The following is a 24866-nucleotide window of genomic DNA, read 5'->3' as shown; positions in this document are numbered from 1 at the left end:
GGGGATCACAGGCGGGCAGGTTTCGACTCGCTGTTCGAGGCAACTCGTCGAGTATGTCCAGACGCTATGGCGGAAACCCCGCGGCAACGGTCATTCTCATCGTCGCCGACATCGCGGCACTGATCCTGATCCTGTGGATCGCCTTCTATCTCTTCAAGGCCAACCCGGCCAACAACCTGGTCGACTGGGTCCACGACTCGGCGAACTGGCTCGCGGGATGGTCCCGTGACCTGTTCACCGTCGACTCGGCCAACTGGCGCACCGTGCTCAACTTCGGTCTGCCCGCGGTCGTCTACCTGCTGATCGGCCATGCGGTGGCCGGGCGGGTCAACCATTCGTAGAGGTTCACCCTGATGCGGTCCGCGAAGACCCCCGCCGGACGGGCGGGGGTCTTCGCGGACCGCTGAGTCGTGTACGCACTGATCGGATCACCGTCGGTGGCGGCGGTCAGCGCCTGCGGCTCCGGCTGCGGCCCCTGGCCGCCCAGCCGGTCCCGATTCCGCCCACGTGCAGGGCGAGGAGGGCGAGGCCGAGGAACATCAGGCTCGTCGGTGCGAAGACCAGATCCGTGGATGTCTCCGTGACATGGATGATGAACGCGATCGCGAAAAGCACGGCCGCTACGAATGCGAGCATGTGGTTTCTCCCTCTGACGTCGGCTGCTGGCTGTGCCGTTGGCTGCCGAGTTCCCATGAATCGCCCGAACAGTCGCTCGGGCGTGCGCCGGTTCACGCCCGGTGGGGTGGGCAGGTAGGGAGTGTGGAATCCGGGGTGGGAAGCGAGGGGAGCGTGCGCGTGATGGGGCAGACGGGCTGGGAATTCACCGACGACCGGGGGCAGTTGGCGGCGGCATCGCGGCGGCCCTCCAAGGTGGTGGCGTACGTCCAGGCCGGGGCCACCCTGGCCGACCACGGGGTGGTGTGCGCGGGGGTGTTCGGGTCGCTGCACGACGGGGCGGAGCTCGACCGGGCGAAGGCCGGGGCGCTGGCGGAGGCCACGACGGCGTATCTCGGCGCGGGCGGGACGCTCGACGTGGAGACTCTGCTGCGGGGCGGGCCCGATCTGGTGGTCGCCGTCAGTTATGGGGGCGGGCAGGTGTACGGGCTGGACCCCGGGGTCGCCAAGCAGCTCGAGGAGCACGTTCCCGTGGTCGTGCTCGATGTGGGACAGACCCATGAACTGGGCGGTATCCGGGGGCGGTTCGACGCGCTCGCCCGGTCGCTGGGGGCCGACGTGGACGCGGAGGACGGCGTACGGGTCCTGGGCGCGGCCGAGGAGCGGCTGCGGGCCGCGGGCGCGCGGCCCGGGGCGGCGCGGGTGCTCGCGCTGTCGTCGGCCGGGGCGGAGCAGGTGCATCTGGCCAGGCCGGGCGCCTGGCCCGAACTGCGCGCGCTCACCGCGTGCGGGGTGGCGCTGGTGGAGCCTCCGGCCGAGGGCGGGATCAACTGGTCCACGGTGGGCTGGGCGGATGCGGGCGGGCTGCGGCCGGAGATCGTGCTCGCCGACGTACGGTCCAATGCGGGGCCGATGGACGCGGAGTTCGCGCGCGGTGCGCGGGTGGTGGCGTGGAATCCGGAGGCGCCGTGCAGTGCGCGGGCCCATGCGGAGTTCCTCACCATGGTCGCCGACGCGCTGGAGGGCGTGTCGGCGACGTAGGAGTTCCGGCGGCCGAACGGGCGTCAACTCGCCTTGGTGCGGCGGATCTTGAGGGTGTTGTCCGTGCGGTGCGTCGGGACTCCGTCCGGGTCCTTCTGGACGCGGTCGTGCTCCTCGCTGACCAGGACCTCCCAATCGCCCTCGGGGAGTTGGAGGGATGCGAGGACCTCGTCGGGCGTCGGCAGGTGCACGCCCGGGTGCGGGTCCTTCTCCCAGTGGGGGAGGCCCGAGTGGCCCTCGATCAGGAGCGTGCCGCCGGGAGCTACCGCCGCGGCTGCCCTGCGCAGGATCTCCTCGCGCGGGAACTCGCCCATGGAGTGCAGGAATTGGGCCGAGATCAAGTCGAAGACGCCCTCGGGGAACGTCTCGGAGAGATCGTGCTGCTGGAAGTCGACGCGGTCCGCGACCGACGAGTCCTGGGCGTGCACGGTCGCGCGTTCCAGGGCGACGGGGGAGATGTCGGTCGCCGTGACCTGCCAGCCCTGCTGGGCCAGCCAGATCGCGTCGGCGCCCTCCCCGCAGCCCAGGTCGAGGGCGCGGCCCGGCTCCAGGCCGGTGATCTGCTGGACCAGCGCCACATTGGGGTTGCCGCTCCAGATGCGGTGGCTCTCGGCGTACCGGGCGTCCCAGAACTCCTTGCCCCCGGCCGCCCTGCGGTGCGCCTCCACGGCGAGCTGCGTCTCCTCCTCGATCAGGTCGGCGTTGATCGCGGCCCCCGCACGCACCCCGGCGGCCGCGGCGCCGATCACCTGGTCGAGGACGTTCGTGACGTTGCCCGCGACCCAGATGCCCGCGACCTCGGTCGCGCCCATCGGGTCCGCGGCGATGTAGCTGCCGATGACATGGCCGTCCCGCTCCAGGTCGGTGGGGCGCAGGCCGAGGGCGGCGAGGAGGCCGCCGCGGGCCGTGAAGCGGGGGGCCACGACCAGGGCCTGGACGGGGACGGTGGTGCCGTCGGCCGTCGTCACGCCCGTGAGCCGGTCGTCGGACGACTCGACCGCGGTCACCTCGCCCTCCACCACGGTGATGCCGCGGGCCGCCAGCTGCTCGTACTCCTCGTCCGAGGGCTCCGGCGCGGTGTGCAGGAAGAGCGTGATGTCGCTGGTCCACTGACGCCACAGGAGCGCCTGGTGGACGGCGAGCGGGCCGGTCGCCAGGACCCCGACGGCCTGGTCGCGGACCTCCCAGCCGTGGCAGTACGGGCAGTGCAGCACCTCGCGGCCCCAGCGTGATGCCAGGCCGGGGACGCCGGGCAGCTCGTCGGTCAGGCCCGTGGTCACCAGGAGACGGGACGCGGCGAACGAGCGGCCGTCGTCGAGCGTGACGCGGAAGCCGCCGCCGTCGCCGTGCTCGGCGGAGACGACCTTGCCGGTGGTGAACTCCCCGCCGTAGAGCGCCACTTCGCGACGACCCTCGGCGAGCAGTTCGGCGGGCGGCGTGCCCTCGCGGGTCAGGTACGTGTGGACGTGCCCGGCCGGGGCGTTGCGCGGCTCGCCCGCGTCGATCACCAGCACCGAGCGGCGGGCCCGGCCCAGGGCGAGGGCGCCGCTCAGGCCGGCGGCGCCGCCGCCGACGACCACGACGTCGTACCGCGTGGCTGTCTCTGTCTGCGTCTGCTCAGTCTCCGAAGTCATACGGAAAGAGTCCGCCCGCGCCCGCCGTTTGACAAAGTTTCTTGCCGGGGCAGCAAATGGAGGCATGGCAGACGACGACCTCGCGCAGGTACTGACAGCGGTGGGACCGAGGCTGCGGGCGCTGCGCCGGGAGCGCGCGATCACGCTGGCCCAGCTGAGTGAGACGACCGGGATCTCGCTCTCGACGCTGTCGCGGCTGGAGTCCGGTCAGCGCAAGCCCACGCTGGAGCTGCTGTTTCCGCTGGCGAAGGCGTACGGCGTACCGCTGGACGAGCTGGTGGACGCGCCGCCGACGGGGGATCCGAGGGTGCATCCCCGGCCCTTCACCCGGTGGGGCAAGACCTTCGTGCCGCTCACCAGCCGGCTCGGCGGGCTGCAGGCGTACAAGATGATCCTGCCGGGACGGCCGGCGGGGAGCCAGGAGCTGGAGCAGCGGACGCACGAGGGGTACGACTGGCTGTATGTGCTGGCGGGGCGGCTGCGGCTGGTCCTGGGCGACCATGATGTGGTGCTCACCGCGGGTGAGGCGGCGGAGTTCGACACCCGGACCCCGCACGCGTTCGAGAGCGCGGGGCCCGAGCCGGTGGAGATCCTGTCGATCTTCGGGCGGCAGGGGGAGCGGATGCATGTGCGGGCGCGGCCAAAATCAAGCCCCTCCGGCGATTGAGGAGCGGGGGTGTGGGGGCGGAGCCCCCAAGCGGGGGTTAACCCGCGAACTCCGGCTGCGCCACACCCTGGCCCGCTCCCGGCACCACCAGCAGCGATCCCGACAGCGGGTGCGGGGCGGTCAGCCCCACCCTGGCCGTCGTGACGTACAGGTCGCGCAGGTCCGGCCCCCCGAACGCGCACGCCGTCGGCCGTCGCACCGGGAGCGGGATCGTACGGTCCAGCGCCCCGTCCGGGGTGTAGCGCCGGACCTGGCCCCCGTCCCACAGCGCCACCCAGACGCAGCCCTCCGCGTCCACCGTCAGCCCGTCCGGGAAGCCCTCGCCCGCCTCGATCGACGCGAACTCCCGCCGTCCCGACGCGCGTTCACCGTCGAAGTCGAAGACGTCCACCCGGCGGGTCGGGCTGTCGATGTAGTAGAGGCGCGAGCCGTCCGGGCTCCACCCCGTGCCGTTCGACACCGCCACGGTGAGCAGCTGCTCGGCCGACCCGTCGCCCGTCACCCGGGTCAGCGTCCCCCCGCCCGCCGCCTCGTCGTACCGCATGGTCCCCGCCCACAGCGACCCGTCCGGCGCGATCGCCGCGTCATTGCCGCGGCGGCCCGCGACGGGGTCGCGGTGGAGCCAGCTGAAAGCGGAGCCGTCCGGGCCGTACAGGGCAATGCCGTCACGCAGGTTGACCACCAGGCCGCCGCCCGCCCGCGGCTTGGCCGCGCCCACGTGCTGGGGTGTCGTCATGACCGTACGGCGGCCGCTGCCCGGGTCGTACGTGTGGACCCGCGAGGAGAGGATGTCGACCCAGATCAGCCGGTCCGCCGCCGCGTCCCAGGTCGGGCCCTCGCCCAGCTCGGCGAACTCCCGTACCGCCAGCTCCACTTGGGTCACGACTGGCCCCGGAATCCCAGGCGCGTCGAGAGCTCCGCGGCCCCCTTGAGCGCCAGGTCCGCGAGCTCGCCCTCGCGCTCCTCGTTCCACCGGATCATCGGTACGGAGATCGACAGCGCGGCCACCACCCGCCCCGCCCGGTCCCGTACCGGAGCGGCCACACAGCTCACGTCCGGGTTCGACTCGCGGTGCTCGGCGGCGATCCCGCGCTCGCGGATGTCGGCGAGGGCGGTGCGCAGATCGGCCGGATCCGTGATGCTGTTGGGTGTCATCGGGGCGAAGTCGCGCCCCGCGAGCCGGGACTCGAGATCGTTCTCGGGGAGCGAGGCGAGCAGCATCTTGCCGACCGAGGTGCAGTGCGCGGGGAGCCTGCGGCCCGCGGCCGAGACCATCCGGACCGCGTGCGTGGAGTCCACCTTCGCGATGTAGATGACATCGGTGTCTTCCAGGATGGCGACATGGACGGTCTCGTCGCAGGTCTCGGCGACCTCGCGGGCGACCTGCTGCCCCTCGGCGGCGAGGTCGAGCTTCTCCGCGTACCGGCTGCCGAGCTGGTACGTCCGCACGCCGAGCCGGTAGCGTCCGGCCTGCTCGGGGATGGCGGTCAGATAGCCGCGGGCGGCGAGCGTGGTGAGCAGCTCGTGCACGGTGGTGCGCGGGAGCTGCAGCTTGCGGGTCACATCGGGCGCGGAGAGGGTCCCGTCTCCTTCGAGGAAGAGCTCGAGTATGTCCAGCGCCCTGGTCACCGCGGGGACCAGTCGTCCCATGATCGTCCACCCACCCCATCTGTTCGAAACTCCGGCCGATGGTCGGAATGACGAACACAGGCTATCCGCAGCGCAGTTCGCAGGGCAATGCCTCTGCGGAGACGGCAGAGGGCCGCGCTCCGTACGGTGACGGAGCGCGGCCCTCGCGGAGGAGTGCGGGTCAGGCGACCGCGAGCTCGACCTTGATGTTGCCGCGGGTGGCGTTCGAGTACGGGCACACCTGGTGCGCCTTCTCGATCAGCTCCTGGGCTGTGGCCGCGTCGACGTTCGGGATGGAGGCGGTGATCGCGACCTCCAGGCCGAAGCCGCCCGCCTCCGTCTTGCCGATGCCGACCGAGGCCGTCACCGTCGAGCCCGAGATATCGGCCTTGGCCGCACGCGCGACGACACCGAGCGCACCCTGGAAGCAGGCGCTGTAACCGGCGGCGAAGAGCTGCTCCGGATTGGTGCCGGCGCCGCTGCCGCCCATCTCCTTCGGCGGGTTGACGACGACGTCGAGCTGGCCGTCGCTGGAGGAGACGCGGCCGTCACGGCCGTTCTCGGCGGTGGCGACAGCGGTGTACGCGACGTCGATCTTCTGGATTGCCATGGTGAGACGGTTCCTTTTCTGCTGGTACGCCGCGACTCGCGCCCACGATCACGGCGGCTGGGACCGAGCTTACTTGCCGAGCGAGACCAGCATCTTGCCGGTGTTCTCGCCCCTCATCAGACCGAGGAACGCCTCGGCGCCGTTCTCGATGCCCTCGACGACCGTCTCGTTGTACTTGAGCTCGCCGGAGCCGACCCAGCCCGCGACCTCGGAGACGAACTGCGGCTGCAGCGCCGCGTGGTCGTTGACGAGCATGCCCTGCAGACGCAGCCGCTTGCCGATGATCAGCGCCATGTTGCGCGGTCCCGGCGTCGGCTCGGTCGCGTTGTACTGGGCGATCATTCCGCAGATGGTGGCGCGGCCGCCCACGTTGAACGAGGTGATGGCCGCTTCGAGGTGGTCGCCGCCGACGTTGTCGAAGTAGACGTCGATGCCGTCCGGGGCCGCCTCGCGCAGCTGCTGGCCGACCGGGCCGTTCTTGTAGTTGAAGGCGGCGTCGAAGCCGAGCTCCTCGATCAGGTACTTGACCTTCTCGTCCGAGCCGGCCGAGCCGATGACCCGGGCGGCGCCCTTCAGCTTCGCCATCTGGCCGACCTGGTTGCCGACCGCGCCGGCCGCGCCGGAGACGAAGACGGTGTCGCCCTCCTTGAAGGAGGCGACGTCGAAGAGGCCCGCGTAGGCCGTCAGACCCGTCATGCCGAGCACGCCCAGGTAGGCGGAGAGCGGGGCGAGGGAGGCGTCGACCTTGGTGGCGTGCTGCGCCGGTACGTCGGCGAGCTCGCGCCAGCCCAGACCGTGCACGACGTGGTCGCCGACCGCGAAGCCGTCCGCGTTCGAGGCGATGACCTCGCCGACCGCGCCGCCGTCCATGGGCTTGTCGAGCTGGTACGGCGGGACGTAGGACTTCACGTCGTTCATGCGGCCGCGCATGTACGGGTCGACGGAGAAGTAGAGGTTGCGGACCAGGATCCGGCCCTCGGCGGGGGCGGCCACCGGCGTCTCGACCAGCGCGAAGTCCTCGGGGACGGGCCAGCCGCTGGGACGGCGGACGAGGTGCCATGCGCGGCTGACCGTGGGGAGTGCGGACATGGTGGAGCGACCTCCTAGAAAAGCTTTAGATGCTCAAACAACCATGCGCCCCGATATTTGAGATTGTCAAGTAAGTGGGAGGGTGTCTGTGTCTGCGTCTACGTGCAGAACCAGAGCCAGTGCGTGCAGGTCTCCGACGGGGTGGGCGTGGGCGTCGGGGTCGGCGCGGGCGCCGACGTGCTTGCCCCGCCGGTCGGGGACGCCGACGGCGGACGGCTCCCGGCCGGGGCCGACGAGGACGCGGCCGGGGGAGTGGTGTGCACGGACCTCGAAGGCGTGGGCTTGCTCGAAGGGGCAGTGCCGGTGCCGGGCGCCGCGGAGGTCGCGTCGGCGTTGCGCGCGCTCGCCACGCCCGAGGGCTGCGCCGGGTCGGCGGGGCCCGAGGTGCCGGGGGCCGGCGACTCCTCCGAGGGCAGCGCGTCCTCCCGTACGGAATCCGCGGACGTGTTGTCCTGCGGCCCCTCCGTGCCCAGCTCGGCCAGGCTCAGCGCGCCCGCCGCCAGCATCACGGCCACCGCGGCGATCAGTACCGTACGGCGGCCGCGCCGGCGCTTGCGCGCCCGGCCGCGTGCGCGGGACTGGGACCGGGACCGGGAGTGCGAGCGCGGTGCGCGCTCGGAATCGGCAGGGTCCGCGGTGATGTCGTAGACCGTGGACTCGACGGGCTCGGGTGCTCCGAGCCGGTCCGCGGGGGTGCCGCACCCCGCACAGGCGAGCGCGCCGTTGAGGTGCCTCCGGCACGAGTAGCAGTAGTCCATGGCGCCCGAACGCTATCCGCACAGCCACGAACAAGGGGAGCACGTCCTGTGTGGATCTTGTGTGGAATCCCTGATTCCAGAGCGTGTCAGCGCATCGGGGCAGGATGGACACATGTCGCCCGACCGGCCCACCGCCAGGCCCCTCTCCCCGCTCGACTTCCAACTCGTCCTGCTGCGCCGGATGGCCGACCACCAGCCCGATCTGGTCGAGGACGCGCGCCACCGCCTCGGCGTCTCCATCGCCGAGATGCGCGAGGCCAACCGCCGCTGGCAGGCGATGGCGCACTCGCCGCGCTCGCGCGGGGCGGCGCAGCGCTACCGCTCGGTGCTCGGGGCGCCCGAGACGGCCGTACGGAAGAAGATCGGCGACCTGGAGTGCGACGCCCTCCTGTGGCCGGTGCCGCTCTGGCCCGATCTCCGCTTCGAGGCGCTCGTCGCGCCCGGCGGCGCCGTGTGGAACGAGTGGCTGGTGCGGGCGCCCGGAGCGGCAGGACCCGTGCTGCGGACGGCCGGCGACCTGGTCCCCTGGTCGTGCACGGTGGACGAGGTGGCCCGCGCCTTCGCTCCCGTACGGCCGATGGAAGGGACCGCGCCGACGCGGTGGCGGCTCGCCTTTACCCCACCCGGCGGGCAGCCGCACATCGCCGAGTTCACCTGGGGACTGCTGCAGCGGGTGCAACTCCCCGACACGCGACCGTAAATGCTTGCTTTCTGGCCGTCCGTCAGAAACGCACCCGTCCGGCTCAGCCCAGCGCGCGCACGGCTTGCGGCGCCCACACGATGCGAAGAGGACCGGCCCCCGCCGGAGATCCGATCCACCACCTCAGCGCTTCTCGGGAGAACCTGCCGTGACCGTCAGTCTTGAGCAGTTGCGCCGTTGCCATGTAGCCGTCGACCTCGGGGCCGCCAGAACCCGTGTGTACGTGAAGGGCAGCGGGCTCGTCGTCGACGAACCGAGCGTCGCCGCCGTGAACGTCCGTACCGGCTCGCTCATCGCCGTCGGCACCTTCGCCGAGCAGATGACCGGGCGCACCCCCGACCACATCCGGGTGGTCCGCCCCGTCTCGGGCGGCACCGTCATCGACATCGAAATGGCCCAGCGCATGCTCCGCCAGCTCCTGGGCACCCCGCTGCGCCGCCGGCTCCGCCGCAAGCTGCGGCTGCGCGCCGCCGCCTGCATCCCGCACGACGCCGACCCGCTCGCGCAGCGCGCCGCCGTCGAGACGCTGGTGGGCATGGGTGCCAGCCGCGTCGAGCTGGTCGACACCCTCATTGCCGCGGCCGTCGGCTGCGGGCTCCCCGTGGAGCAGCCCACCGCCACCATGATCATGGTGTGCGGGGCGGCCTCCACCCAGATCGCCGTCCTCTCCCTGGGCTCGATCGTCACCGCGCAGCGCATCCCGGTCGGCGGCGAGGCCATCGACCGCGCGGTCATCGAGCACCTGCGCCACCAGCACGAACTGATGCTGCCGAGCCAGTCCGTGCGCCCGCTGCAGCTGGCCCTCAGCGGCAACGGCCTGATGGTCAAGGGTCCGGACTCCACCGAGATCCACGGCCGCGACGTGGCGACCGGTCTTGCCCGTTCGGTGCAGGTGGAGACGGCTGCCGTACGCAGTGCCATCCACACCCCGCTCACCGCGGTGCTCGACGGCATCGGCCGGGTGCTGCGCGACTGCCCGCCCGATCTCGTCGCCGACCTGGTGGACCGCGGGATCATGATGGTCGGCGGCAGCGCGCTGCTGCCCGGACTCGACCAGATGCTGCGCGACGCGACGGGCATGCCGGTGCACATCGCGGAGCGGCCCGACATCTGCGCCGTGCTGGGGCTCGGGGCGATGCTCGACGGCAAGATCGAGCCGATGGTCCTCAACCCGCTCGCCGGATGACTGGTCGGGAGCCCGAGCTTGCGCAGGGGCAGATGCCGATCCGGCTGCCGATGCTCCTGGAGGCGGTGCTGAGCGTCGGCACCGATCTCGAACTGCACTCCACCCTGCAGCACTTGGTGGACTCCGCCACCGAACTCACCGGGTCGCGGTACGGCGCTCTCGCGGTCCAGGACCCCGAGACCGGCCGGCTCACCGAACTGTTCACCTCGGGGCAGACCGTCGAGCCCTCGGTCACCGTCCCGGCCGAGGGGGACCCGGACGTGCTCCAGGTCCCGATCCGTGTCCACACCGAGGTGTTCGGCACGCTCCATCTCGCGGAGAAGCGGAACGGGTTCTTCACCGAGGACGACGAGGCGCTCCTGCGGGTCCTCGCCTCGCAGGCGGGCATCGCCATCGGCAATGCGCGGCTGTACGAGACGGCCCGCCTGCGGGAGCGCTGGATCGAGGGCGCCGCGGCCGTGACCACCGCGCTCCTCACCGGCAAGAGCGCCGAGGACGCCCTGATGACGGTGGCCGAACGCGCCAGGATGCTCGCCGACGCGGCGGCGGGGGTGGTCCTGCAGCCGACCCAGGAGGGCGGTATGGAGATCGTCGCCGCTTCCACGCTCGACGACCCCGGCGACCTCGTCGGCACCACGATCGCACCCGGCTCCCCGGTCCTGGTCCAACTCCTGGGCGGGGAGCCGGTGTTCATCGAGGACTCCTCGACGGACCCCCGGATGACCACGCAGGTCAGGGCGCGGTTCGGGCCGAGCATGATGCTGCCGCTGCAGAGCGGGGGCCGGCTGATCGGCACCCTCGCCCTGCCGCGCCGGCGCGGCGAGCGGCCGTACACCGCCGTCGACCGGCTGCTCGCCTCGCAGTTCGCCTCGCAGGCCGCGCTCGCCCTCGTACTGGCGGACGCGCAGCAGAACCGGGAACAGCTCGCGGTGTACGAGGACCGCGACCGCATCGCCCGCGATCTGCACGATCTGGTCGTCCAGCGGCTGTTCGCCACCGGGATGATGCTGGAGTCGACCCAACGGCGCGCGGGCACACCGGACATGGTCGAGCTGCTCGACCGGGCGGTGGACGAACTGCACGCCACGATCCACGAGGTGCGGACGGCGATCGTCACGCTGCAGCAGCCGCCGCCGGATCCGCCGACGGCCGCCTGAGAGGCGTCTCCTTGTTCGAGATTTCGTAACACGGCCGAAATCCTGGCGAGTTACTGAGAATGTCTGCGTGATCCATTGACGCGGAAGCGCTTCAACCTTACGTTCCGTTCGAAGTTACGGCCATCATTCGAAATTTCGAACACGGAACAGTGAGGGTGGGCATGGGAATACCTCCCCTGAACCGTCGGCAGGTCCTCGCCGGTCTCGGCGGGGCCGCGGTCGCCGGCAGTCTCGGGTTCGCGTCGCTGGGCTCGGGCGCCGACGCGCTCGCCACCGGCGCGGATGTCCGCGTCCGCTACTGGAACCTCTTCAGCGGCGGCGACGGCGCCAACATGATCGCGATGCTGGACGCCTTCCGCGCAGACCACCCCGGCATCGCCGTCAAGGACTCCACGCTCCAGTGGGGCAACCCCTTCTACACCAAACTCGCCATGGCGGCCGCGGGCAACCGCGCCCCCGAGCTCGGCGTCATGCACCTCGGCCGGGTCGCGGGCTTCTCGCCGGGGCGGCTCCTCGACCCGTGGGACGAGACCCTCCTCGCCAAGTACGGCGTCCGCAAAGCGGATTACAACCCGGTGCTGTGGAACCGCGGTGTCATCGACGGCAAGCTCTACGCCCTGCCGCTCGACATCCACGTCCAGCTCTGCTTCTACCGCCGCGACGTCCTGAAGAAGGCCGGACTGCTCGGCGACGACGGCCGGATGATCGAAGTCACCTCCACCGACGCGTGGTTCGACGTACTGAAGAAGGCCAAGGCCGCCCAGAAGAAGGGTCTGCAGACCATCGGCCTGTGGACCAACGACCAGAACTTCCAGTGGTGGTTCTTCGTCGCCTTCTACACCCAGCTCGGCGGCCAGTGGTTCAACGCCGAGAACACCGAGGTCCTCTTCGACGCCGACAAGGCCACCCAGGTCCTGGAGTTCTTCCGCAAGCACGTCACCGACGGATACGTCATCCCGGGCGCGCCCACCGGCGAGCAGTTCATCAACGGCGCCCCCTTCACCTGGGAGGGCAACTGGTCGGTGCCCGTCTTCTCCGGCGCCAAGCTCGACTACGGCGCGACCCCGCTCCCGCCCGTCTTCGGCAAGCAGGCCACGCACGCCGAGTCGCACTCCTTCGTCCTGCCCCACCAGGCCGGCCGCGGCGGCGCCACCAACGACGCCGCGCACCAGCTCGCCGCGTACGTCGTCCAGCACGCCCAGCAGTGGGCGGCCGGCGGTCACATCCCCGCGTACACGCCGACGCTCTCCACGGCCGCGTACAAGAAACTCACCCCGCAGAACGAGTACGCGAGCGCCATGGACCACCAGGCCACCGAGCCCAAGGTGTGGTTCGCGGGCTCCACCGGTGTCCTCGCCCAGGACCTCGGCCCGATGGTCGTCTCCTCGACGATGGGCTCCGCCAAGCCGGCCTCCGTCGCGCAGCGCATGAAGAAGGAGCTCGTCAAGCTCCTCGCCTCGAAGAACCCGATGGACGGCAGGACCGCAGCGCAGGGAGGTGGAGTCGCATGACGACGACCAGTGCCGAGACCGTCGTCGCCCCGGTGCGGGCGAGGACCGCGACCAAAGCCGCGACCGTACGCCGCAAGCAGGGCTTCCAGCACGGGGGCTGGTTCATCGCCCCGTTCCTGGCCCTCTTCGTGCTCTTCGTCATCTGGCCGCTGCTGCGCGGCATCTACCTGAGCCTGACCGACGCCAACATCTCCGGCGACGGCGCGAACTTCGTCGGCCTCGACAACTACCGCGAGGCGCTGGGCGATACGGCGATGTGGGACGCGCTCGGCCACAGCGCGTACTTCACGCTGCTCGTCGTGCCCTGCATCACCGTCCTGGCCTTCCTGCTCGCGATGCTCGCCCACAACATCGAGCGCGGCAAATGGCTGTGGCGGCTCTGCTTCTTCGCACCGTTTCTGCTGCCGTCGACCGTCGCCGCCAACATGTGGCAGTGGCTGCTCACGCAGGGGATCGGCCTGTTCAACGAGAGCCTCGGGCTCACCACGCCCTGGCTGACCGACAAGTCGTACGCGATGCTCGCCCTCGTCATCGAGACGCTCTGGTGGACGGTCGGATTCTCCTTCCTCCTCTACCTCGCCGCGCTCCAGTCCATCCCGGCCCACCTCTACGAGGCCGCCAAACTGGACGGCGCCAACGCCTGGCAGCGGATGGTCCACATCACGCTGCCGATGCTGCGCCACATCACCGGACTGGTGATCGCGCTCCAGGCCCTCGCCTCGCTCCAGCTCTTCGACCAGGCCGTGGCGATGATGGACTTCGGGCCAGGACCCGAGCTCAGCACGCGCGCCTTCGTGCAGTACACCCTCGAACAGGGCTTCACCAGCTACCGCGTGGGCTACGCCTCCGCGATGTCCATCATCTTCTTCGTGATCATCGCCGCCGTCGCCCTCGGCCGGATGGTGCTGCTGCGCAACCGTGAGGAGGGCGTCCGATGACCACCACCACGGACACGCCGCTGAAGATACGCAAGACCCGCAAGCCCTGGACGCCGAGCCAGATCGTCCTCACGCTCCTCGGCGTCGCCGTCTCCGCCGTCTTCGTGGGGCCGATCGTGGCGGCCCTGCTCACCTCGCTCAAGTCTGAGGCGGAGGCGGCCGAGATCCCGCCGCACTGGCTGCCCAAGGTCTGGACTCTGCAGGCGTGGAAGGCGCTCTGGGAGACGGGCAACGTCTCGAACTGGTTCGTCAACTCCCTTGTGGTGTCCGTGCTGGTGACCGCCATCGTGCTGTCGGTCGCAGCCCTCGCCGGATACGGATTCGCCCGTACGGAGTTCCGCGGCAAGGGCGTCCTGATGGGCGTCGTGATGGCGGGCCTGATGATCTCGCCGGCCGTGCTCGGCGTCCCGCTCTTCACGACCGTCCAGCAGATGGGGATGGTCGACACGTACTGGGGCATGATCCTGCCGCAGTGCGCGCCCGCCGCGATGGTCTACATCCTCTACAAGTTCTTCCAGGGGATCCCGAAGGAGCTGGAGGAGGCGGCGTTCATCGACGGCGCGGGCCGCTGGCGCGTGTTCTTCACGATCGTCCTGCCGCTGTCCCGGCCCTCGCTCGCGGCCGTCGGGATCTTCACCTTCATCAGCTCGTGGAACAACTTCCTCTGGCCGTACATGGTCACCAACAACCCCGACCTGATGACCATGCCGAACGGCATCGCGACCGTCATGAACTCCTACGGCATCCAGTGGGCGCAGCTCATGGCGGGCGGCCTGATGGCGGGTCTGCCGCTGATCATCGTCTTCGTCTTCTTCCAGCGTCAGATCGTCGCCGGCGTGGCCCACACGGGCCTTGCGGGGCAGTGAACACCCGTCAGGAGACTGTCCGTTGAAGCGCTTCAGAGCTGCGGCCGTGCTGGCCGCCGCCCTCCTCGCCCTCCTGCCGTCCACCGCGCAGGCCGCCGACTACCCCGACCCTCTGCCCCTCACGGGCCAGCAGATCATCCACGACCCGACGGTGATCCACCTCAAGAACGGCCAGTACGTCGCGTACTCGACGGGCGGCGTGATCGGAGCCCGCCTCTCCCCGGACCTCCGCGACTGGACGGACGCCGGCAACGCCTTCGCGACCCCGCCCTCCTGGTGGTACGAGTACAACACCACCGGCGACCCCTGGGCCCCCGACATCTCCTACCGCGACGGCGTCTACTGGCTCTACTACGCCGTCTCCTCCTGGGGCACCAACCACTCCGCGATCGGCGTCGCCACCTCCCGCACCGGTATGCCCGGCACCTGGACCGACCGCGGCAAGGTCTTCACCTCCGAGACGACCGACACCTGGAACGCCATCGACCCCGGCATCGTCCGGGCGGACGGCCGCCTCTGGATGGCCTTCGGCTCGTACTGGTCCGGCATCCGCATGGTCGAACTCGACCGCCGTACGGGCAAGGCCGACCCGTCGCACCCGACGGTCCGCCACCTCGCGACCCGCCCCGACCTCCCCTACGCGGTCGAGGGCCCGGCCGTCGTCCAACACGGCCGCTACTACTACCTGTTCGCCTCGTACGACGCGTGCTGCGCGGGCGTGAACTCCACGTACAAGATCAGGGTCGGCCGCTCGACGTCCGTCACCGGCCCCTACACCGACTCCACCGGAACGCCCCTCCTGGAGGGCGGCGGCGACCTGCTCCTGGCCGGGCACGGCAGATACTTCGGCCCCGGCGGCGAGTCGGTCTTCCGCGACCACGGCCACGACGTCCTCGCGTACCACTACTACGACGGCGACGACAACGGCACACCGAAGCTGGGCCTCAACACGCTGCAATGGCGCGGCGGCTGGCCCACGGTGTCCTGACCACCCCTGTCCTCCTGAAAGGAAGCCATGTCCCTCCGCACCTCCCGCTTCACCCTCGACCCCGCCTTCGCCGTGGGCGCCGTCGATCCGCGCCTCTTCGGCTCCTTCGTCGAACACCTCGGCCGCTGTGTCTACGACGGCATCTACGAGCCGGGCCACCCGTCGGCCGACGAGGCCGGCCTGCGCACGGACGTCCTCGCCCTGATCCGCGAACTCGGCGTCACCGCAATCCGCTACCCGGGCGGCAACTTCGTCTCCGGCTACAAGTGGGAGGACTCCGTCGGCCCCGCCGAGGACCGCCCGCGCCGCCTCGACCTCGCCTGGCGCTCCACGGAGACGAACCGTTTCGGCCTCTCCGAGTACATCGCCTTCCTGAAGAAGATCGGCCCGCAGGCCGAGCCGATGATGGCGGTCAACCTCGGCACGCGCGGCGTCTCCGAAGCGCTCGAACTGCAGGAGTACGCCAACCACCCGGCCGGCACCGAGCTCTCCGAGCGCCGCATATCGCACGGTGACAAGGACCCCTTCGGCATCAAGATGTGGTGCCTGGGCAACGAGATGGACGGCCCCTGGCAGACCGGCCACAAGACCGCCGAGGAGTACGGCCGCCTCGCCGCCGAGACCGCCCGCGCGATGCGCCAGATCGATCCGTCCGTCGAGCTCGTCGCCTGCGGTTCGTCCGGCCAGTCGATGGACACCTTCGCCGAGTGGGAGGCCACGGTCCTCGCCGAGACGTACGACCTGGTCGACTACATCTCGCTGCACGCCTACTACGAGGAGCACGACGGCGACCGCGACTCCTTCCTCGCCTCCGCCGTCGACATGGAGTCGTTCATCGACAACGTGGTCGCGACGTGCGACCACGTGGGCGCCCGCCTCAAGTCGAAGAAGAGGATCAATCTCTCCTTCGACGAGTGGAACGTCTGGTACATGAGCCGTACGCAGTCCGAGGTCAGCGCCCTGGACTGGCCGGAGGCCCCCCGCCTCTTGGAGGACAACTACAGCCTGACGGACGCGGTCGTCTTCGGCTCGCTGCTGATCGCCCTGCTCCGGCACGCGGACCGGGTGACCGTCGCCTGCCTCGCGCAGCTCGTCAACGTGATCGCGCCGATCATGACGGAGCCGGGCGGCCCGGCGTGGAAGCAGACGACGTTCTTCCCGTTCGCGCAGGCGGCCAAGTACGGACGCGGGCAGGTCCTCGACGTACGGGTGGACTCGCCGACGTACGAGACGGCGAAGTACGGCGAGACCGACCTGCTCCACGCGACGGCGGTGCGCGCCGAGGACGGCACGGTGACGGTGTTCGCCGTGAACCGCAGCCAGACCGAGGCGCTCCCGATCGAAGTGGCCCTGAACGGGCTCGACTTGACGCAGGTCGCCGAACACAGCGTCCTCGCCGACGCCGACCCGGAGGCCCGCAACACCCTCGCCGAGCCGGAGCGGATCGCTCCCCACGCGGCCGACGGGACGGTGCTGGAGGACGGCGTCCTGCGCACGACGCTGGAGCCGCTCTCCTGGAACGTGATCCGCCTGGCCTGACCGGCAGGGCGCGGGCGGCGGGAGCTCCCCCTCCTCGCCGCCCGCGCCCTGCATCCCCACCGAAGGGAACCTCCGCATGAGCCGCACCTCCCGCAGAGCCGTACTCGCCCCCCTCCTCGCCGCGGCGCTCATCGCCCTGGTCCCGGCGACCGCGAACGCCTACCCCAACCCCGGCACGGTCAAGGGCGACGTGGTCGTCCACGACCCGACGATGGTCCGCACCTCCGCCGGCCGCTATCTGCTGTACGCCACGGGCGGCGGCCTCGCGTACAAGACGTCCACGGACCGGATCACCTTCACGGCGGGCGGGGACGCCTTCTCGACGAAGCCCGGGTGGTGGTCGTCGTACGCGACCGAGGCGTGGGCCCCGGACATCTCGTACCACGGCGGCAAGTACCTGATGTACTACGCCGTTTCGACCTTCGGATCCAATACGTCGGCGATCGGCCTGGCGGGCTCGACGACGGGTCTGCCGGGCTCCTGGACGGACTACGGAACGGTCTACACGTCGACGTCGGCGAGCGACTACAACGCGATCGACCCGAACCTCTTCGTGGACGACAACGGCACGTGGTGGCTCTCGTTCGGGTCGTGGTGGACGGGGATCAAGATGATCCAGATCGACCCGTCGACGGGCAAGCAGCTCTCCACGAACACCACGCGCTACTCACTGGCGTCGCGTCCGACCGGCACGAAGGCGGTGGAGGCCCCGTACATCGTCAAGCGGAACGGCTACTACTACCTCTTCGCGTCCTACGACGTGTGCTGCGCGGGCACGTCCTCGACGTACAAGATCAAGGTCGGCCGGGCGACCGGCATCACGGGCCCGTACGTGGACGCGAGCGGTACGGCGATGACGAGCAACGGCGGGACGCCCGTCCTGGAGTCGCACGGCAACTACATCGGGCCGGGCGGCCAGTCGGTGATGGCGGACTCGGACGGGGACCTGCTCGTCTACCACTACTACGACGGGGCGGACAGCGGGACGCCGAAGCTTGGTGTCAACTTGCTGAACTGGTCGACGGGTTGGCCAGTGGCCTACTGAGAGCGAAGACCCGGGTGGGGCGCCCGGACCCGGGAGTCACGAGCTCGCGGTCGAGATGCATGCCGAGCTTGACCGCGATCCGCTCGGAGGCGGTGTTGCCGGTCTGGATGACGCTGATGACGTCGTCCAGACCGCGCTCCTGGAACGCGAACCGCAGGGCGGCACGGGCGGCTTCGGAGGCGAACCCCTGCCCCCAGAAGGCCCGTCCGAGCCGCCAGCCGATCTCGACGGCGGGCATCACAGCGGGCAGGAAGTGGGGTACGGCGAGACCGGTGAACCCGGCCAGTTCACCGGTCTCGCGCACCTCGACGGCGAAGAGCCCGAACCCCTCGGCCTCCCAAGTGGCCTCCATAGCGGCGATGTTGGCGCGCGTCTCCTCCAGGCCCCGGACCGAACCGTCGCGGATCCAGCGCATCACCTCGGGGTCGCCATTGATGGCCGCCATGGGAGCAACATCGGTGTCGCGCCAGCGGCGCAGCACCAGCCGGGGAGTCTCGATCGTGATCACCGGACCATCGTGCCCTACCGCGCGGTCGCTGCCCGCAGTACGGCGGCGATGAGCCGCTCGTTCTCCGGGGCCGCACCGCCGGGGAAGGCCATGCGGCGGCGGGTGTACGCGTAGGCGACGCCGTTGCGGGGGTCGGCGAGGGCGAGGGCGCCGGCGGCCCCGCTGTGGCCGATGGCGTCGGCGCCGAGGGGGCGGTACTTCTGCCCGAGCGCCTGGAACCCGAGCCCGAAGGTCTGGTCGAGCTCACCGGTCACCAGGTCTCGGCCGGAGGAGTGGATCCGGGAGAACTCGGAGTAAGTGCCGGGCTCCAGAAGGGTGTTGACGACGGCGTACATCCCCGCGAGCCCGCGGGCGTTGCCGACGCCGGAGGAGGAGGTCTGGCCCTTGGCGCGTACGGCGCGGGTGTTGATGAAGTCGACGACGTCGAGCGGCTCCTTGCCGTTGGCCCCGAAGGCGATGCCGAGGAGGCTGTGCGGGGAGGAGGCGTTGGCGTCGAGTTCGGCCTGCTGGGCGGGTGTGGGGAGCATGGGGAGGACGGGCCGGTAGCGGGGCTCGAGCTCCTCGGGGAACCCGAGGTAGAGGTCGAGCGAGTAGGGCACCCGTACGCGCTCCTCGAAGATCTCCTGAATGGTGCGCCCGGTGGCCCGCCGTACGACCTCACCGGTCAGCGCGCCGATGACCAGCGCGTGATACCCGAACCCGCTCCCCGGCTGCCAGAAGGGCCGCTGCGCGGCGAGCCGGGGGGCGAGGAGCGCCTCGTCGGCGTACTCCTCGGGGCTGAACCCGCTGTCCACCCCGACGACTCCGGAGCGATGGGCGAGCAGCTCGCGCAGGGTGAGCGCGCCCTTGCCCTCGGCGGCGAACTCGGGCCAGTAGAAGGCGACTTCCTTGTCGAGCTCCAGCACGCCGTCCTGCACGAGCAGCGCAACGACAAGATGGGCGGCGCCCTTGGTGGCGGAGTACACCCCGGTGAGGGAGTCGCCGGTGACACTGTCCCCACCCCAGAGATCCACCACGAGCTCCCCGCGGTGATAGGCGGCGAGCTGCGCACCGGGGTCGTGGACCTCGCCGCCGACAAACGCGGCGAACTCCTCGCGCACACCCTCGAAGCCGGGGGCGACGGTGCCATGGACTGTGGTGGCGGTGGTGATGGTCTGAGACATGTGCTGGTGCCTTCCCCCGTTGACGCGTGTGCTCTGTGGATGATCAAGCGCCGTCACCGGCGGGCTATTCCCGGACCGGGGCGTCAGACCTGCGGCAGGGCGAACGGGACCAGCCCCGTGGCGCGACCGTCGGTGTCGAGCAGCCGGCCCATGCGTTTGCGGGAGTGGAGAACCACGGTGCGGTCATCGACCTTCAGGTTCGGGAAGCGTTCGGCGAGCAGTGCTTCGAACGGGTCGATGGCGTGCAGTCCGTGGAGCCAGACCATCACCAGCAGGTTGTCGGAGCCGCTGACCGACACGGCCAGCCGGACCTCCTCCATCCGGGCCAGCGCGTTGCCCGTCTCCTCCAGGTGGGTGTGCGGGACCGCGGTGCGGTAGAGCACCACCGTCGAGAGCCCCGCGAGAGGGTGGGCCAGATCGCAGCGGAGGTTGATGTCACCGTCCCTGATCATCCGCTGCAGCCGGCGCCGGGCGGTGTGTTCGCTCATTCCGGTCGCGGCACCGAGCTCGGTGTAGCCGAGCCGTCCGTCACTGCCGAGCGCCGCCAGCAGGGCCTCGTCCCCGGACGGCGGCCGGTGGTGCATATGGGCGCTGTACGCGGTCCGCCGTGACGTCCGGGGAGGGGAGAGTTCGGCACGCCCGGCGGGCTCCATGGCCCTCATCCGCCAGTCGCCGCCTTCGCTGTAGAGCGTGATGCCGAGCCGCGTACGGGTGGAACGCACCCCGTCCAGACCGCCGATCAGGCCATGGACCGCGCGGCCGAGGCCGGGCAGATCGGGGGCGGCGACCGATGCCAGGAGGTCGTAGTCGCCCGCCGTCTCGTCGACGCTGAAAACCCAGGGCATCGCGGCCAGGGCGGCGCCGACGGAGTCGAAGGCCCGGGGCCGGCACCGCACCTCCACATAGGCGACGGTGACGTTCTTCGGGGCCGCGTACGCGGTGATCCAGGCCAGGCCGTTGGCGCGCAGCCGTTCCCAGCGGCGGGCCGCCGTGGTCGCGTCCACGCCGAGCGCCCGCCCGATCCGGGACCACGGCGCCCGAGGGGCGGCCTGGAGCGCGTCGATGAGGGCCAGGTCCGATTCGGAGAAGCGGTGCTCAGGACCGGTGGTGCCGGAATCGGGTGCCGCAGCTTCAGCAGTGACGTTTTCCTGCAGTTCTCCAAGGATTTCGCTCACAGACCGGATCGTAGGGGCACTTCCGGCCGATGCCCAGCCTCGGCCACCGGCGACGAGGAGTACCCCGTGTCTGCTCCGCCCCCGCAGTCCGCCCGGCGAACCGTCCGGATCACGATCACCCTGCTGTTCGCCGCCTGGCTGGTCGACTACGCCGACCGGCTCGTCGTCAACCTGGCTCTGCCCTCCCTGGGCGACGAGTTCGATCTGAGCCGCGGGGAGCAGGGGCTGATCGTCTCCGTCTTCTTCCTCGCGTACGCCCTGTGCCAGATTCCCGGCGGGATGCTCGCCGACCGCTACGGCGCTCAGCGGGTGACCTGCTGGGCCCTGCTGTCCTGGTCCGTGTTCACGGCGCTCACCGGCTTCGCCTGGTCGTTCGCCGTACTGCTCGTCATACGGTTCGCGTTCGGCGCCGCCGAAGGCATCTTCCCGCCGGCCGCGCTGAAGGCGCTCGTCGAGCGCACCACGCCGGAGGAACGGATGGGCGCCAACGGGCTGATCATGAGCTCCAACGCACTCGCCGGCGTCCTCACCCCGCTCCTCGTCGCCCCTCTGATCGCCGCCTTCGGCTGGCGCTCGGCGTTCTTCTCGACGGCGGCGCTGGGCGTCTTCGTGGTGGTTGCGGTACGGATGCGGCTCCCCGCCCCGCTGCCCCGGACGGAGCCGGACGCACCCGCCGTGCCCCGCCGTGCGAGCGGTGTCCTGCGGCTGGGCGTGGTCTGGCGCTTCGCCGCGATGATGTTCGGCTACAGCGCGATCGTCTGGGGTCTGACCACCTGGATGCCGTCCTATCTCAGGGACGAGTTCGGCGTTTCCCTCACCGCGGCCGGAATGATCGGGGCGGTCCCCGGCCTCGCCGGGGCCGGAGCGACGATCGTCGGCGGCCGGCTCTCGGACCGGCTCGGCGGCCATCACCGCAAGGTGATCGTGCCCGGTATGACGGTGGGCGGCGTCGCGCTGCTCCTCATGGCCTTCTCGGACTCGCTCACCGGCTTCGTCGTCTTCGCCACGCTCGCCTCGGTGTCCATAGCCCTCTGCTACATGCCGATCTTCGCCGTCCCGCTGGGCGGTCTCGCGGCCGAGGACGTGGGAGTGGGCAGCGCGGTGATCGTCTTCGGCGGCCAGGTGGCCGGGATGGCCGTCCCGCCCGTCGTGGGCCTGCTCGCCGACACCTTCTCCTTCCAGGTGGCCTTCGCCTTCCTGGTTCTCGGCGCCGTCATCGCCACCGCGATGGCCCTCCTGACCCCGCAGGACGCCGCCTCCTTCCGGACCGCCGCCGGCGCGTCCGGCCTGCCCACTCCCGTAAAGGAGCGCTCATGACCACCGGCGCTGTCACACCCCTGCTGTCCGGCTTCCCGGACCGACTGCCCGGCCTGCGAGCCCTCTACGAGGACCTGCACGCCCATCCCGAGCTGTCCTTCCAGGAGTTCCGTACGGCCGGAGTCGTCGCCGCCCTGCTGCGGGAGCAGGGCTGGGACGTCACCGAGAACGTCGGCGGCACCGGTGTCGTAGGGGTCCTCGCCAACGGCGAGGGGCCGGTGGTCCTGCTCCGCGCCGACATGGACGGGCTGCCGGTCGAGGAGCAGACGGGACTGCCGTACGCCTCCCGTGAAACCGCCGTCGACGGCGAGGGCCACCAGGTGCCCGTCATGCACGCCTGCGGTCATGACATGCATGTCACCTGTCTCATCGGAGCGACGGCCCAACTGGCCGCCACCCGGGGGAAATGGCGAGGCACAGTCGTAGCCGTGTTCCAGCCGGCCGAAGAGGTCGGCGGCGCACCGGCGATGATCGAGGACGGCTTCCTCGACCGCTTCCCGCGCGCCGAAGTCTGCCTCGGCCAGCATGTGGCGCCCGCCCCCGTCGGCTTCGTCGGCACCCGCCCCGGGCCGGTGATGGCCGCGTCCGACAGCCTGCGCGTCCGTCTCTTCGGCCGCGGCGGACACGGGTCCGCACCCGAGACCGCCATCGACCCGATCGTCATGGCCGCCGCGGTTGTGATGCGGCTGCAGACGGTCGTCTCCCGGGAGGTGGGGGCGGGGCAGACAGCGGTGGTGACCGTGGGCTCGCTGCACGCCGGTACCAAGGAGAACATCATCCCTGACCATGCCGACCTGCGGATCAACATCCGCTCCACAACTCCCGCTGTACGAGAGCGAGTTCTGGCGGCGGTCGAACGAATAGTCCGCGCCGAAGCAGCCGCGTCCGGCGCTCCCAAGGAGCCCGAGATCGCCGGGATCAACTCCTTCCCCGTCACGGTGAACGAGGCTCGGGCGACGGCAACCGTCCTGACGGCGATCGGCGAAGCCCTGGGCGCCGAACGGGTCTTCACCCTGCCCCAGACCCTCACCGGCAGCGAGGACTTCGGGGTCTTCGGCACGGCTCTTGGTGTTCCCTCGGTCTTCTGGCACTTCGGCGGCGCGGACCCCGCCCTCTTCACGCACCTGGACCCCGACGCCCTGCTGACGGACGGCCTGCCCGACACGATCCCCGCCAACCACTCGCCGCACTTCGCGCCCGTACCGGACCCCACGATCCAGATCGGCGTGACCACACTGCTGGCCGCAGCGGCCCGCTGGCTGCACACGGAGGACGACCATGCCTGACCTCGAACTCAGCTACCTCAGCGCCACGGAGGCGCGCCGGCTCTTCGAAGCCCGCGAACTCTCCCCGGTGGAACTGATGCGCGCGGTGGTGGCCCGCGCGGAGCAGACCGAACCGACCGTCAACGCCTTCACCGAACGGCTCTTCGACGAGGCACTCGAACAGGCCCGGCACGCCGAAGCCCGCTTCCTCGGCAAGAACGGCCTGACACCGCGCCCGTTGGAGGGCATCCCGGTGGCCACCAAGGAGAAGCACGCCATGGCCGGGCGCTCGCTGACCGAGGGCTCGCTCGTCAACGTCGGCAACATCGCGACCGAGAACGCCCCGGTGATCGACCGCATCCTGGAGGCCGGCGGCATCATCCACGCGCGTACGGCCACCCCCGAGTTCTCCATCACCACGTACACCCACAGCCGCCTGTGGGGCGTCACCCGCAACCCGTGGAACCCCGAGTTCACCCCCGGCGGATCGTCCGGCGGCGCAGGCGCCGCGCTCGCAGCGGGCACCACACTGCTGGCCTCGGCCTCGGACATCGGCGGCTCGACCCGCATCCCCGCCGCCTTCACCGGAACGGTCGGCTACAAGGCGCCGTACGGCAGGATCCCGGGCGTCGCACCACTCTCCGCCGACCACTACCGAGGCGACGGACCCATGGCGCGCACCGTGGACGACTGCGTGACCTTCGCCAACGTTCTTGCGGGCCCGGACCCGCGCGACCACGTGTCGCTGCGCCCGAAGCTGGTCCTGCCGACCGAGTACGAGGCGGTCGCCGGGATGCGCATCGCGCTCTGCGTCCGCCTGGGCGCGTACGACGTCCACCCGGAGATGGAGGCGAACACGAGGGCGGTCGCCCAGGCGCTCACGGATGCGGGCGCGATCGTGGAGGAGATCGAACTCCCCTGGACCAAGGAGGACTTGCTCGTCGCCCTCGCGGCCCACTTCTCCACCATCTTCGGGGCCATGGTGGCGGAGGTCGAGGCGAAGCACCGCGACCGGATGTCGGCGTACGCGACGGCCTTCGCGGACAACATGGCCCTGGCCCGCGAACACGTCACGTACCTGGATGGCCTGCGTATAGAGACGAGGCTCCAGCGCGAACTGGCCGAGGCGATGGCGCCGTACGACGCTCTGATCTGCCCGACCACAGCCGTCCCGGGCATGCCCGCGGGGGACGACCTCCTGGGCCGCCTGGTGGTGAACGGCGAGGACCACGGCGAGCCGCTGTGGGCAGCCATGACGATCCCCTTCAACATCAACAACCGCTGCCCGGTCCTCAACGTGCCCAGCGGCCACTCCAGTTGGGGCGTTCCCACGGGCGTCCAGATAGTCGGCCACACCTACGACGACCCGACGGTCTTCCGTATCGGCAAGGCCCTGGAGCGGCTCCGCCCCTGGGGGTACACCCCGGACCACCGGCCGAAAGGCTGCTGATGTGGCTAGGGTGGC

24 protein-coding genes and 1 pseudogene are annotated in these 24866 nt (G+C 70.6%); 15 read left to right on the top strand and 10 right to left on the bottom strand.

The features are described from left to right. Positions 1–53: 53 nt before the first annotated feature. Positions 54–341 (top strand): hypothetical protein, encoded by a 288-nt coding sequence (locus OG707_RS10810; RefSeq protein WP_329116886.1) that lies wholly within the window; start codon positions 54–56, stop codon positions 339–341. Between the two features lie 106 nt (positions 342–447). Here the strand turns inward: OG707_RS10810 and OG707_RS10805 are convergent, their stop codons facing one another. Next, positions 448–636, bottom strand: coding sequence for a hypothetical protein (locus OG707_RS10805; RefSeq protein ID WP_329116883.1), 189 nt, complete (start codon positions 634–636; stop codon positions 448–450). Between the two features lie 159 nt (positions 637–795). On the opposite strand from OG707_RS10805, the gene OG707_RS10800 reads away from it, so the two are divergent. Continuing rightward, the gene (locus OG707_RS10800) at positions 796–1656 is read left to right on the top strand and encodes an ABC transporter substrate-binding protein (RefSeq protein WP_329116881.1); all 861 of its coding nucleotides are present in this window, start codon (positions 796–798) and stop codon (positions 1654–1656) included. Positions 1657–1679: 23 nt separating this feature from the next. Here OG707_RS10800 and OG707_RS10795 read toward each other — a convergent pair whose 3' ends face one another. Next, complete coding sequence (locus tag OG707_RS10795; protein WP_329116878.1) at positions 1680–3290, bottom strand: FAD-dependent oxidoreductase; 1611 nt, start codon at positions 3288–3290, stop codon at positions 1680–1682. Between the two features lie 64 nt (positions 3291–3354). Between OG707_RS10795 and OG707_RS10790 the strand changes: the two genes are divergently transcribed. Beyond that, positions 3355–3957 (top strand): helix-turn-helix domain-containing protein, encoded by a 603-nt coding sequence (locus tag OG707_RS10790; protein ID WP_329116876.1) that lies wholly within the window; start codon positions 3355–3357, stop codon positions 3955–3957. Positions 3958–3994: 37 nt separating this feature from the next. Here the strand turns inward: OG707_RS10790 and OG707_RS10785 are convergent, their stop codons facing one another. The 5 genes from OG707_RS10785 to OG707_RS10765 form a co-directional block, all read right to left on the bottom strand. Continuing rightward, positions 3995–4840 (bottom strand): SMP-30/gluconolactonase/LRE family protein, encoded by an 846-nt coding sequence (locus tag OG707_RS10785; RefSeq protein ID WP_329116874.1) that lies wholly within the window; start codon positions 4838–4840, stop codon positions 3995–3997. Further along, positions 4837–5607, bottom strand: a complete 771-nt coding sequence (locus OG707_RS10780; protein WP_329116872.1) for an IclR family transcriptional regulator — start codon at positions 5605–5607, stop codon at positions 4837–4839. The genes OG707_RS10785 and OG707_RS10780 overlap by 4 nt, the downstream gene beginning before the upstream one ends. 160 nt (positions 5608–5767) lie before the next feature. Continuing rightward, positions 5768–6196: an organic hydroperoxide resistance protein gene (locus OG707_RS10775; protein ID WP_329116869.1), complete on the bottom strand. Its 429-nt coding sequence runs from the start codon at positions 6194–6196 to the stop codon at positions 5768–5770. 69 nt (positions 6197–6265) lie between these two features. Then, positions 6266–7285, bottom strand: a complete 1020-nt coding sequence (locus OG707_RS10770) for an NADP-dependent oxidoreductase (RefSeq protein ID WP_329116867.1) — start codon at positions 7283–7285, stop codon at positions 6266–6268. Between the two features lie 98 nt (positions 7286–7383). Beyond that, positions 7384–8043, bottom strand: coding sequence for an SCO2400 family protein (locus OG707_RS10765; protein WP_329116865.1), 660 nt, complete (start codon positions 8041–8043; stop codon positions 7384–7386). A 112-nt stretch (positions 8044–8155) separates the two neighbouring features. Between OG707_RS10765 and OG707_RS10760 the strand changes: the two genes are divergently transcribed. The 9 genes and pseudogenes from OG707_RS10760 (at position 8156) to OG707_RS10720 (ending at position 17973) form a co-directional block, all read left to right on the top strand. Further along, on the top strand, positions 8156–8743 hold the full coding sequence (locus tag OG707_RS10760) for a hypothetical protein (protein WP_329116863.1): 588 nt from the start codon (positions 8156–8158) through the stop codon (positions 8741–8743). Between the two features lie 148 nt (positions 8744–8891). After that, positions 8892–9929 carry a rod shape-determining protein gene (locus OG707_RS10755; protein WP_329116861.1) on the top strand — a complete coding sequence of 346 codons (1038 nt, stop codon included), beginning with the start codon at positions 8892–8894 and terminating at the stop codon, positions 9927–9929. Continuing rightward, positions 9926–11077, top strand: a pseudogene (locus tag OG707_RS10750) (GAF domain-containing protein); the annotation flags it as partial. The gene OG707_RS10755 and the pseudogene OG707_RS10750, both read left to right, overlap by 4 nt. Before the next feature lie 170 nt (positions 11078–11247). Continuing rightward, positions 11248–12597 carry an extracellular solute-binding protein gene (locus OG707_RS10745; protein ID WP_329116858.1) on the top strand — a complete coding sequence of 450 codons (1350 nt, stop codon included), beginning with the start codon at positions 11248–11250 and terminating at the stop codon, positions 12595–12597. Further along, positions 12594–13535, top strand: a complete 942-nt coding sequence (locus tag OG707_RS10740) for a carbohydrate ABC transporter permease (RefSeq protein WP_329116856.1) — start codon at positions 12594–12596, stop codon at positions 13533–13535. The genes OG707_RS10745 and OG707_RS10740 overlap by 4 nt, the downstream gene beginning before the upstream one ends. Next, positions 13532–14401 carry a carbohydrate ABC transporter permease gene (locus OG707_RS10735; protein WP_329116854.1) on the top strand — a complete coding sequence of 290 codons (870 nt, stop codon included), beginning with the start codon at positions 13532–13534 and terminating at the stop codon, positions 14399–14401. The genes OG707_RS10740 and OG707_RS10735 overlap by 4 nt, the downstream gene beginning before the upstream one ends. Positions 14402–14423: 22 nt before the next feature. Then, the gene (locus tag OG707_RS10730) at positions 14424–15389 is read left to right on the top strand and encodes an arabinan endo-1,5-alpha-L-arabinosidase (RefSeq protein ID WP_329116851.1); all 966 of its coding nucleotides are present in this window, start codon (positions 14424–14426) and stop codon (positions 15387–15389) included. A 27-nt stretch (positions 15390–15416) separates the two neighbouring features. After that, complete coding sequence (gene arfA / locus OG707_RS10725) at positions 15417–16928, top strand: arabinosylfuranosidase ArfA (RefSeq protein WP_329116849.1); 1512 nt, start codon at positions 15417–15419, stop codon at positions 16926–16928. A 76-nt stretch (positions 16929–17004) separates the two neighbouring features. Continuing rightward, on the top strand, positions 17005–17973 hold the full coding sequence (locus tag OG707_RS10720; protein ID WP_329116847.1) for an arabinan endo-1,5-alpha-L-arabinosidase: 969 nt from the start codon (positions 17005–17007) through the stop codon (positions 17971–17973). Here the strand turns inward: OG707_RS10720 and OG707_RS10715 are convergent. The 3 genes from OG707_RS10715 to OG707_RS10705 form a co-directional block, all read right to left on the bottom strand. Then, positions 17930–18481 carry a GNAT family N-acetyltransferase gene (locus OG707_RS10715; RefSeq protein ID WP_329116845.1) on the bottom strand — a complete coding sequence of 184 codons (552 nt, stop codon included), beginning with the start codon at positions 18479–18481 and terminating at the stop codon, positions 17930–17932. The genes OG707_RS10720 and OG707_RS10715 overlap by 44 nt on opposite strands. A gap of 14 nt (positions 18482–18495) precedes the next feature. Continuing rightward, positions 18496–19644, bottom strand: a complete 1149-nt coding sequence (locus tag OG707_RS10710) for a serine hydrolase domain-containing protein (RefSeq protein WP_329116842.1) — start codon at positions 19642–19644, stop codon at positions 18496–18498. 83 nt (positions 19645–19727) lie between these two features. Then, positions 19728–20819, bottom strand: a complete 1092-nt coding sequence (locus OG707_RS10705; protein WP_329116841.1) for an Lrp/AsnC family transcriptional regulator — start codon at positions 20817–20819, stop codon at positions 19728–19730. A 66-nt stretch (positions 20820–20885) separates the two neighbouring features. Between OG707_RS10705 and OG707_RS10700 the strand changes: the two genes are divergently transcribed. Genes OG707_RS10700 through OG707_RS10690 form a run of 3 tightly spaced genes read left to right on the top strand, consistent with a single transcriptional unit; the run spans position 20886 to position 24851 of the window. Continuing rightward, positions 20886–22136, top strand: a complete 1251-nt coding sequence (locus OG707_RS10700; RefSeq protein ID WP_329116839.1) for an MFS transporter — start codon at positions 20886–20888, stop codon at positions 22134–22136. Beyond that, positions 22133–23422, top strand: a complete 1290-nt coding sequence (locus tag OG707_RS10695; protein ID WP_329116837.1) for an amidohydrolase — start codon at positions 22133–22135, stop codon at positions 23420–23422. The genes OG707_RS10700 and OG707_RS10695 overlap by 4 nt, the downstream gene beginning before the upstream one ends. Then, the gene (locus OG707_RS10690; RefSeq protein ID WP_329116835.1) at positions 23415–24851 is read left to right on the top strand and encodes an amidase; all 1437 of its coding nucleotides are present in this window, start codon (positions 23415–23417) and stop codon (positions 24849–24851) included. The genes OG707_RS10695 and OG707_RS10690 overlap by 8 nt, the downstream gene beginning before the upstream one ends. Positions 24852–24866: the final 15 nt, after the last annotated feature.

Source organism: Streptomyces sp. NBC_01465, assembly GCF_036227325.1.
Classification (GTDB): Bacteria; Actinomycetota; Actinomycetes; order Streptomycetales; family Streptomycetaceae; genus Streptomyces.
This window is presented reverse-complemented; position numbering and strand designations above follow the sequence as displayed.

Coding starts and splice junctions, on each gene's coding strand:
- OG707_RS10810 (WP_329116886.1), top strand. CDS start 54: ATGTCCAGACGCTATGGCGGAAACCCCGCGGCAACGGTCATTCTCATC.
- OG707_RS10805 (WP_329116883.1), bottom strand. CDS start 636: ATGCTCGCATTCGTAGCGGCCGTGCTTTTCGCGATCGCGTTCATCATC.
- OG707_RS10795 (WP_329116878.1), bottom strand. CDS start 3,290: ATGACTTCGGAGACTGAGCAGACGCAGACAGAGACAGCCACGCGGTAC.
- OG707_RS10790 (WP_329116876.1), top strand. CDS start 3,355: ATGGCAGACGACGACCTCGCGCAGGTACTGACAGCGGTGGGACCGAGG.
- OG707_RS10780 (WP_329116872.1), bottom strand. CDS start 5,607: ATGGGACGACTGGTCCCCGCGGTGACCAGGGCGCTGGACATACTCGAG.
- OG707_RS10775 (WP_329116869.1), bottom strand. CDS start 6,196: ATGGCAATCCAGAAGATCGACGTCGCGTACACCGCTGTCGCCACCGCC.
- OG707_RS10770 (WP_329116867.1), bottom strand. CDS start 7,285: ATGTCCGCACTCCCCACGGTCAGCCGCGCATGGCACCTCGTCCGCCGT.
- OG707_RS10765 (WP_329116865.1), bottom strand. CDS start 8,043: ATGGACTACTGCTACTCGTGCCGGAGGCACCTCAACGGCGCGCTCGCC.
- OG707_RS10760 (WP_329116863.1), top strand. CDS start 8,156: ATGTCGCCCGACCGGCCCACCGCCAGGCCCCTCTCCCCGCTCGACTTC.
- OG707_RS10745 (WP_329116858.1), top strand. CDS start 11,248: ATGGGAATACCTCCCCTGAACCGTCGGCAGGTCCTCGCCGGTCTCGGC.
- OG707_RS10740 (WP_329116856.1), top strand. CDS start 12,594: ATGACGACGACCAGTGCCGAGACCGTCGTCGCCCCGGTGCGGGCGAGG.
- OG707_RS10735 (WP_329116854.1), top strand. CDS start 13,532: ATGACCACCACCACGGACACGCCGCTGAAGATACGCAAGACCCGCAAG.
- arfA (WP_329116849.1), top strand. CDS start 15,417: ATGTCCCTCCGCACCTCCCGCTTCACCCTCGACCCCGCCTTCGCCGTG.
- OG707_RS10720 (WP_329116847.1), top strand. CDS start 17,005: ATGAGCCGCACCTCCCGCAGAGCCGTACTCGCCCCCCTCCTCGCCGCG.
- OG707_RS10710 (WP_329116842.1), bottom strand. CDS start 19,644: ATGTCTCAGACCATCACCACCGCCACCACAGTCCATGGCACCGTCGCC.
- OG707_RS10695 (WP_329116837.1), top strand. CDS start 22,133: ATGACCACCGGCGCTGTCACACCCCTGCTGTCCGGCTTCCCGGACCGA.
- OG707_RS10690 (WP_329116835.1), top strand. CDS start 23,415: ATGCCTGACCTCGAACTCAGCTACCTCAGCGCCACGGAGGCGCGCCGG.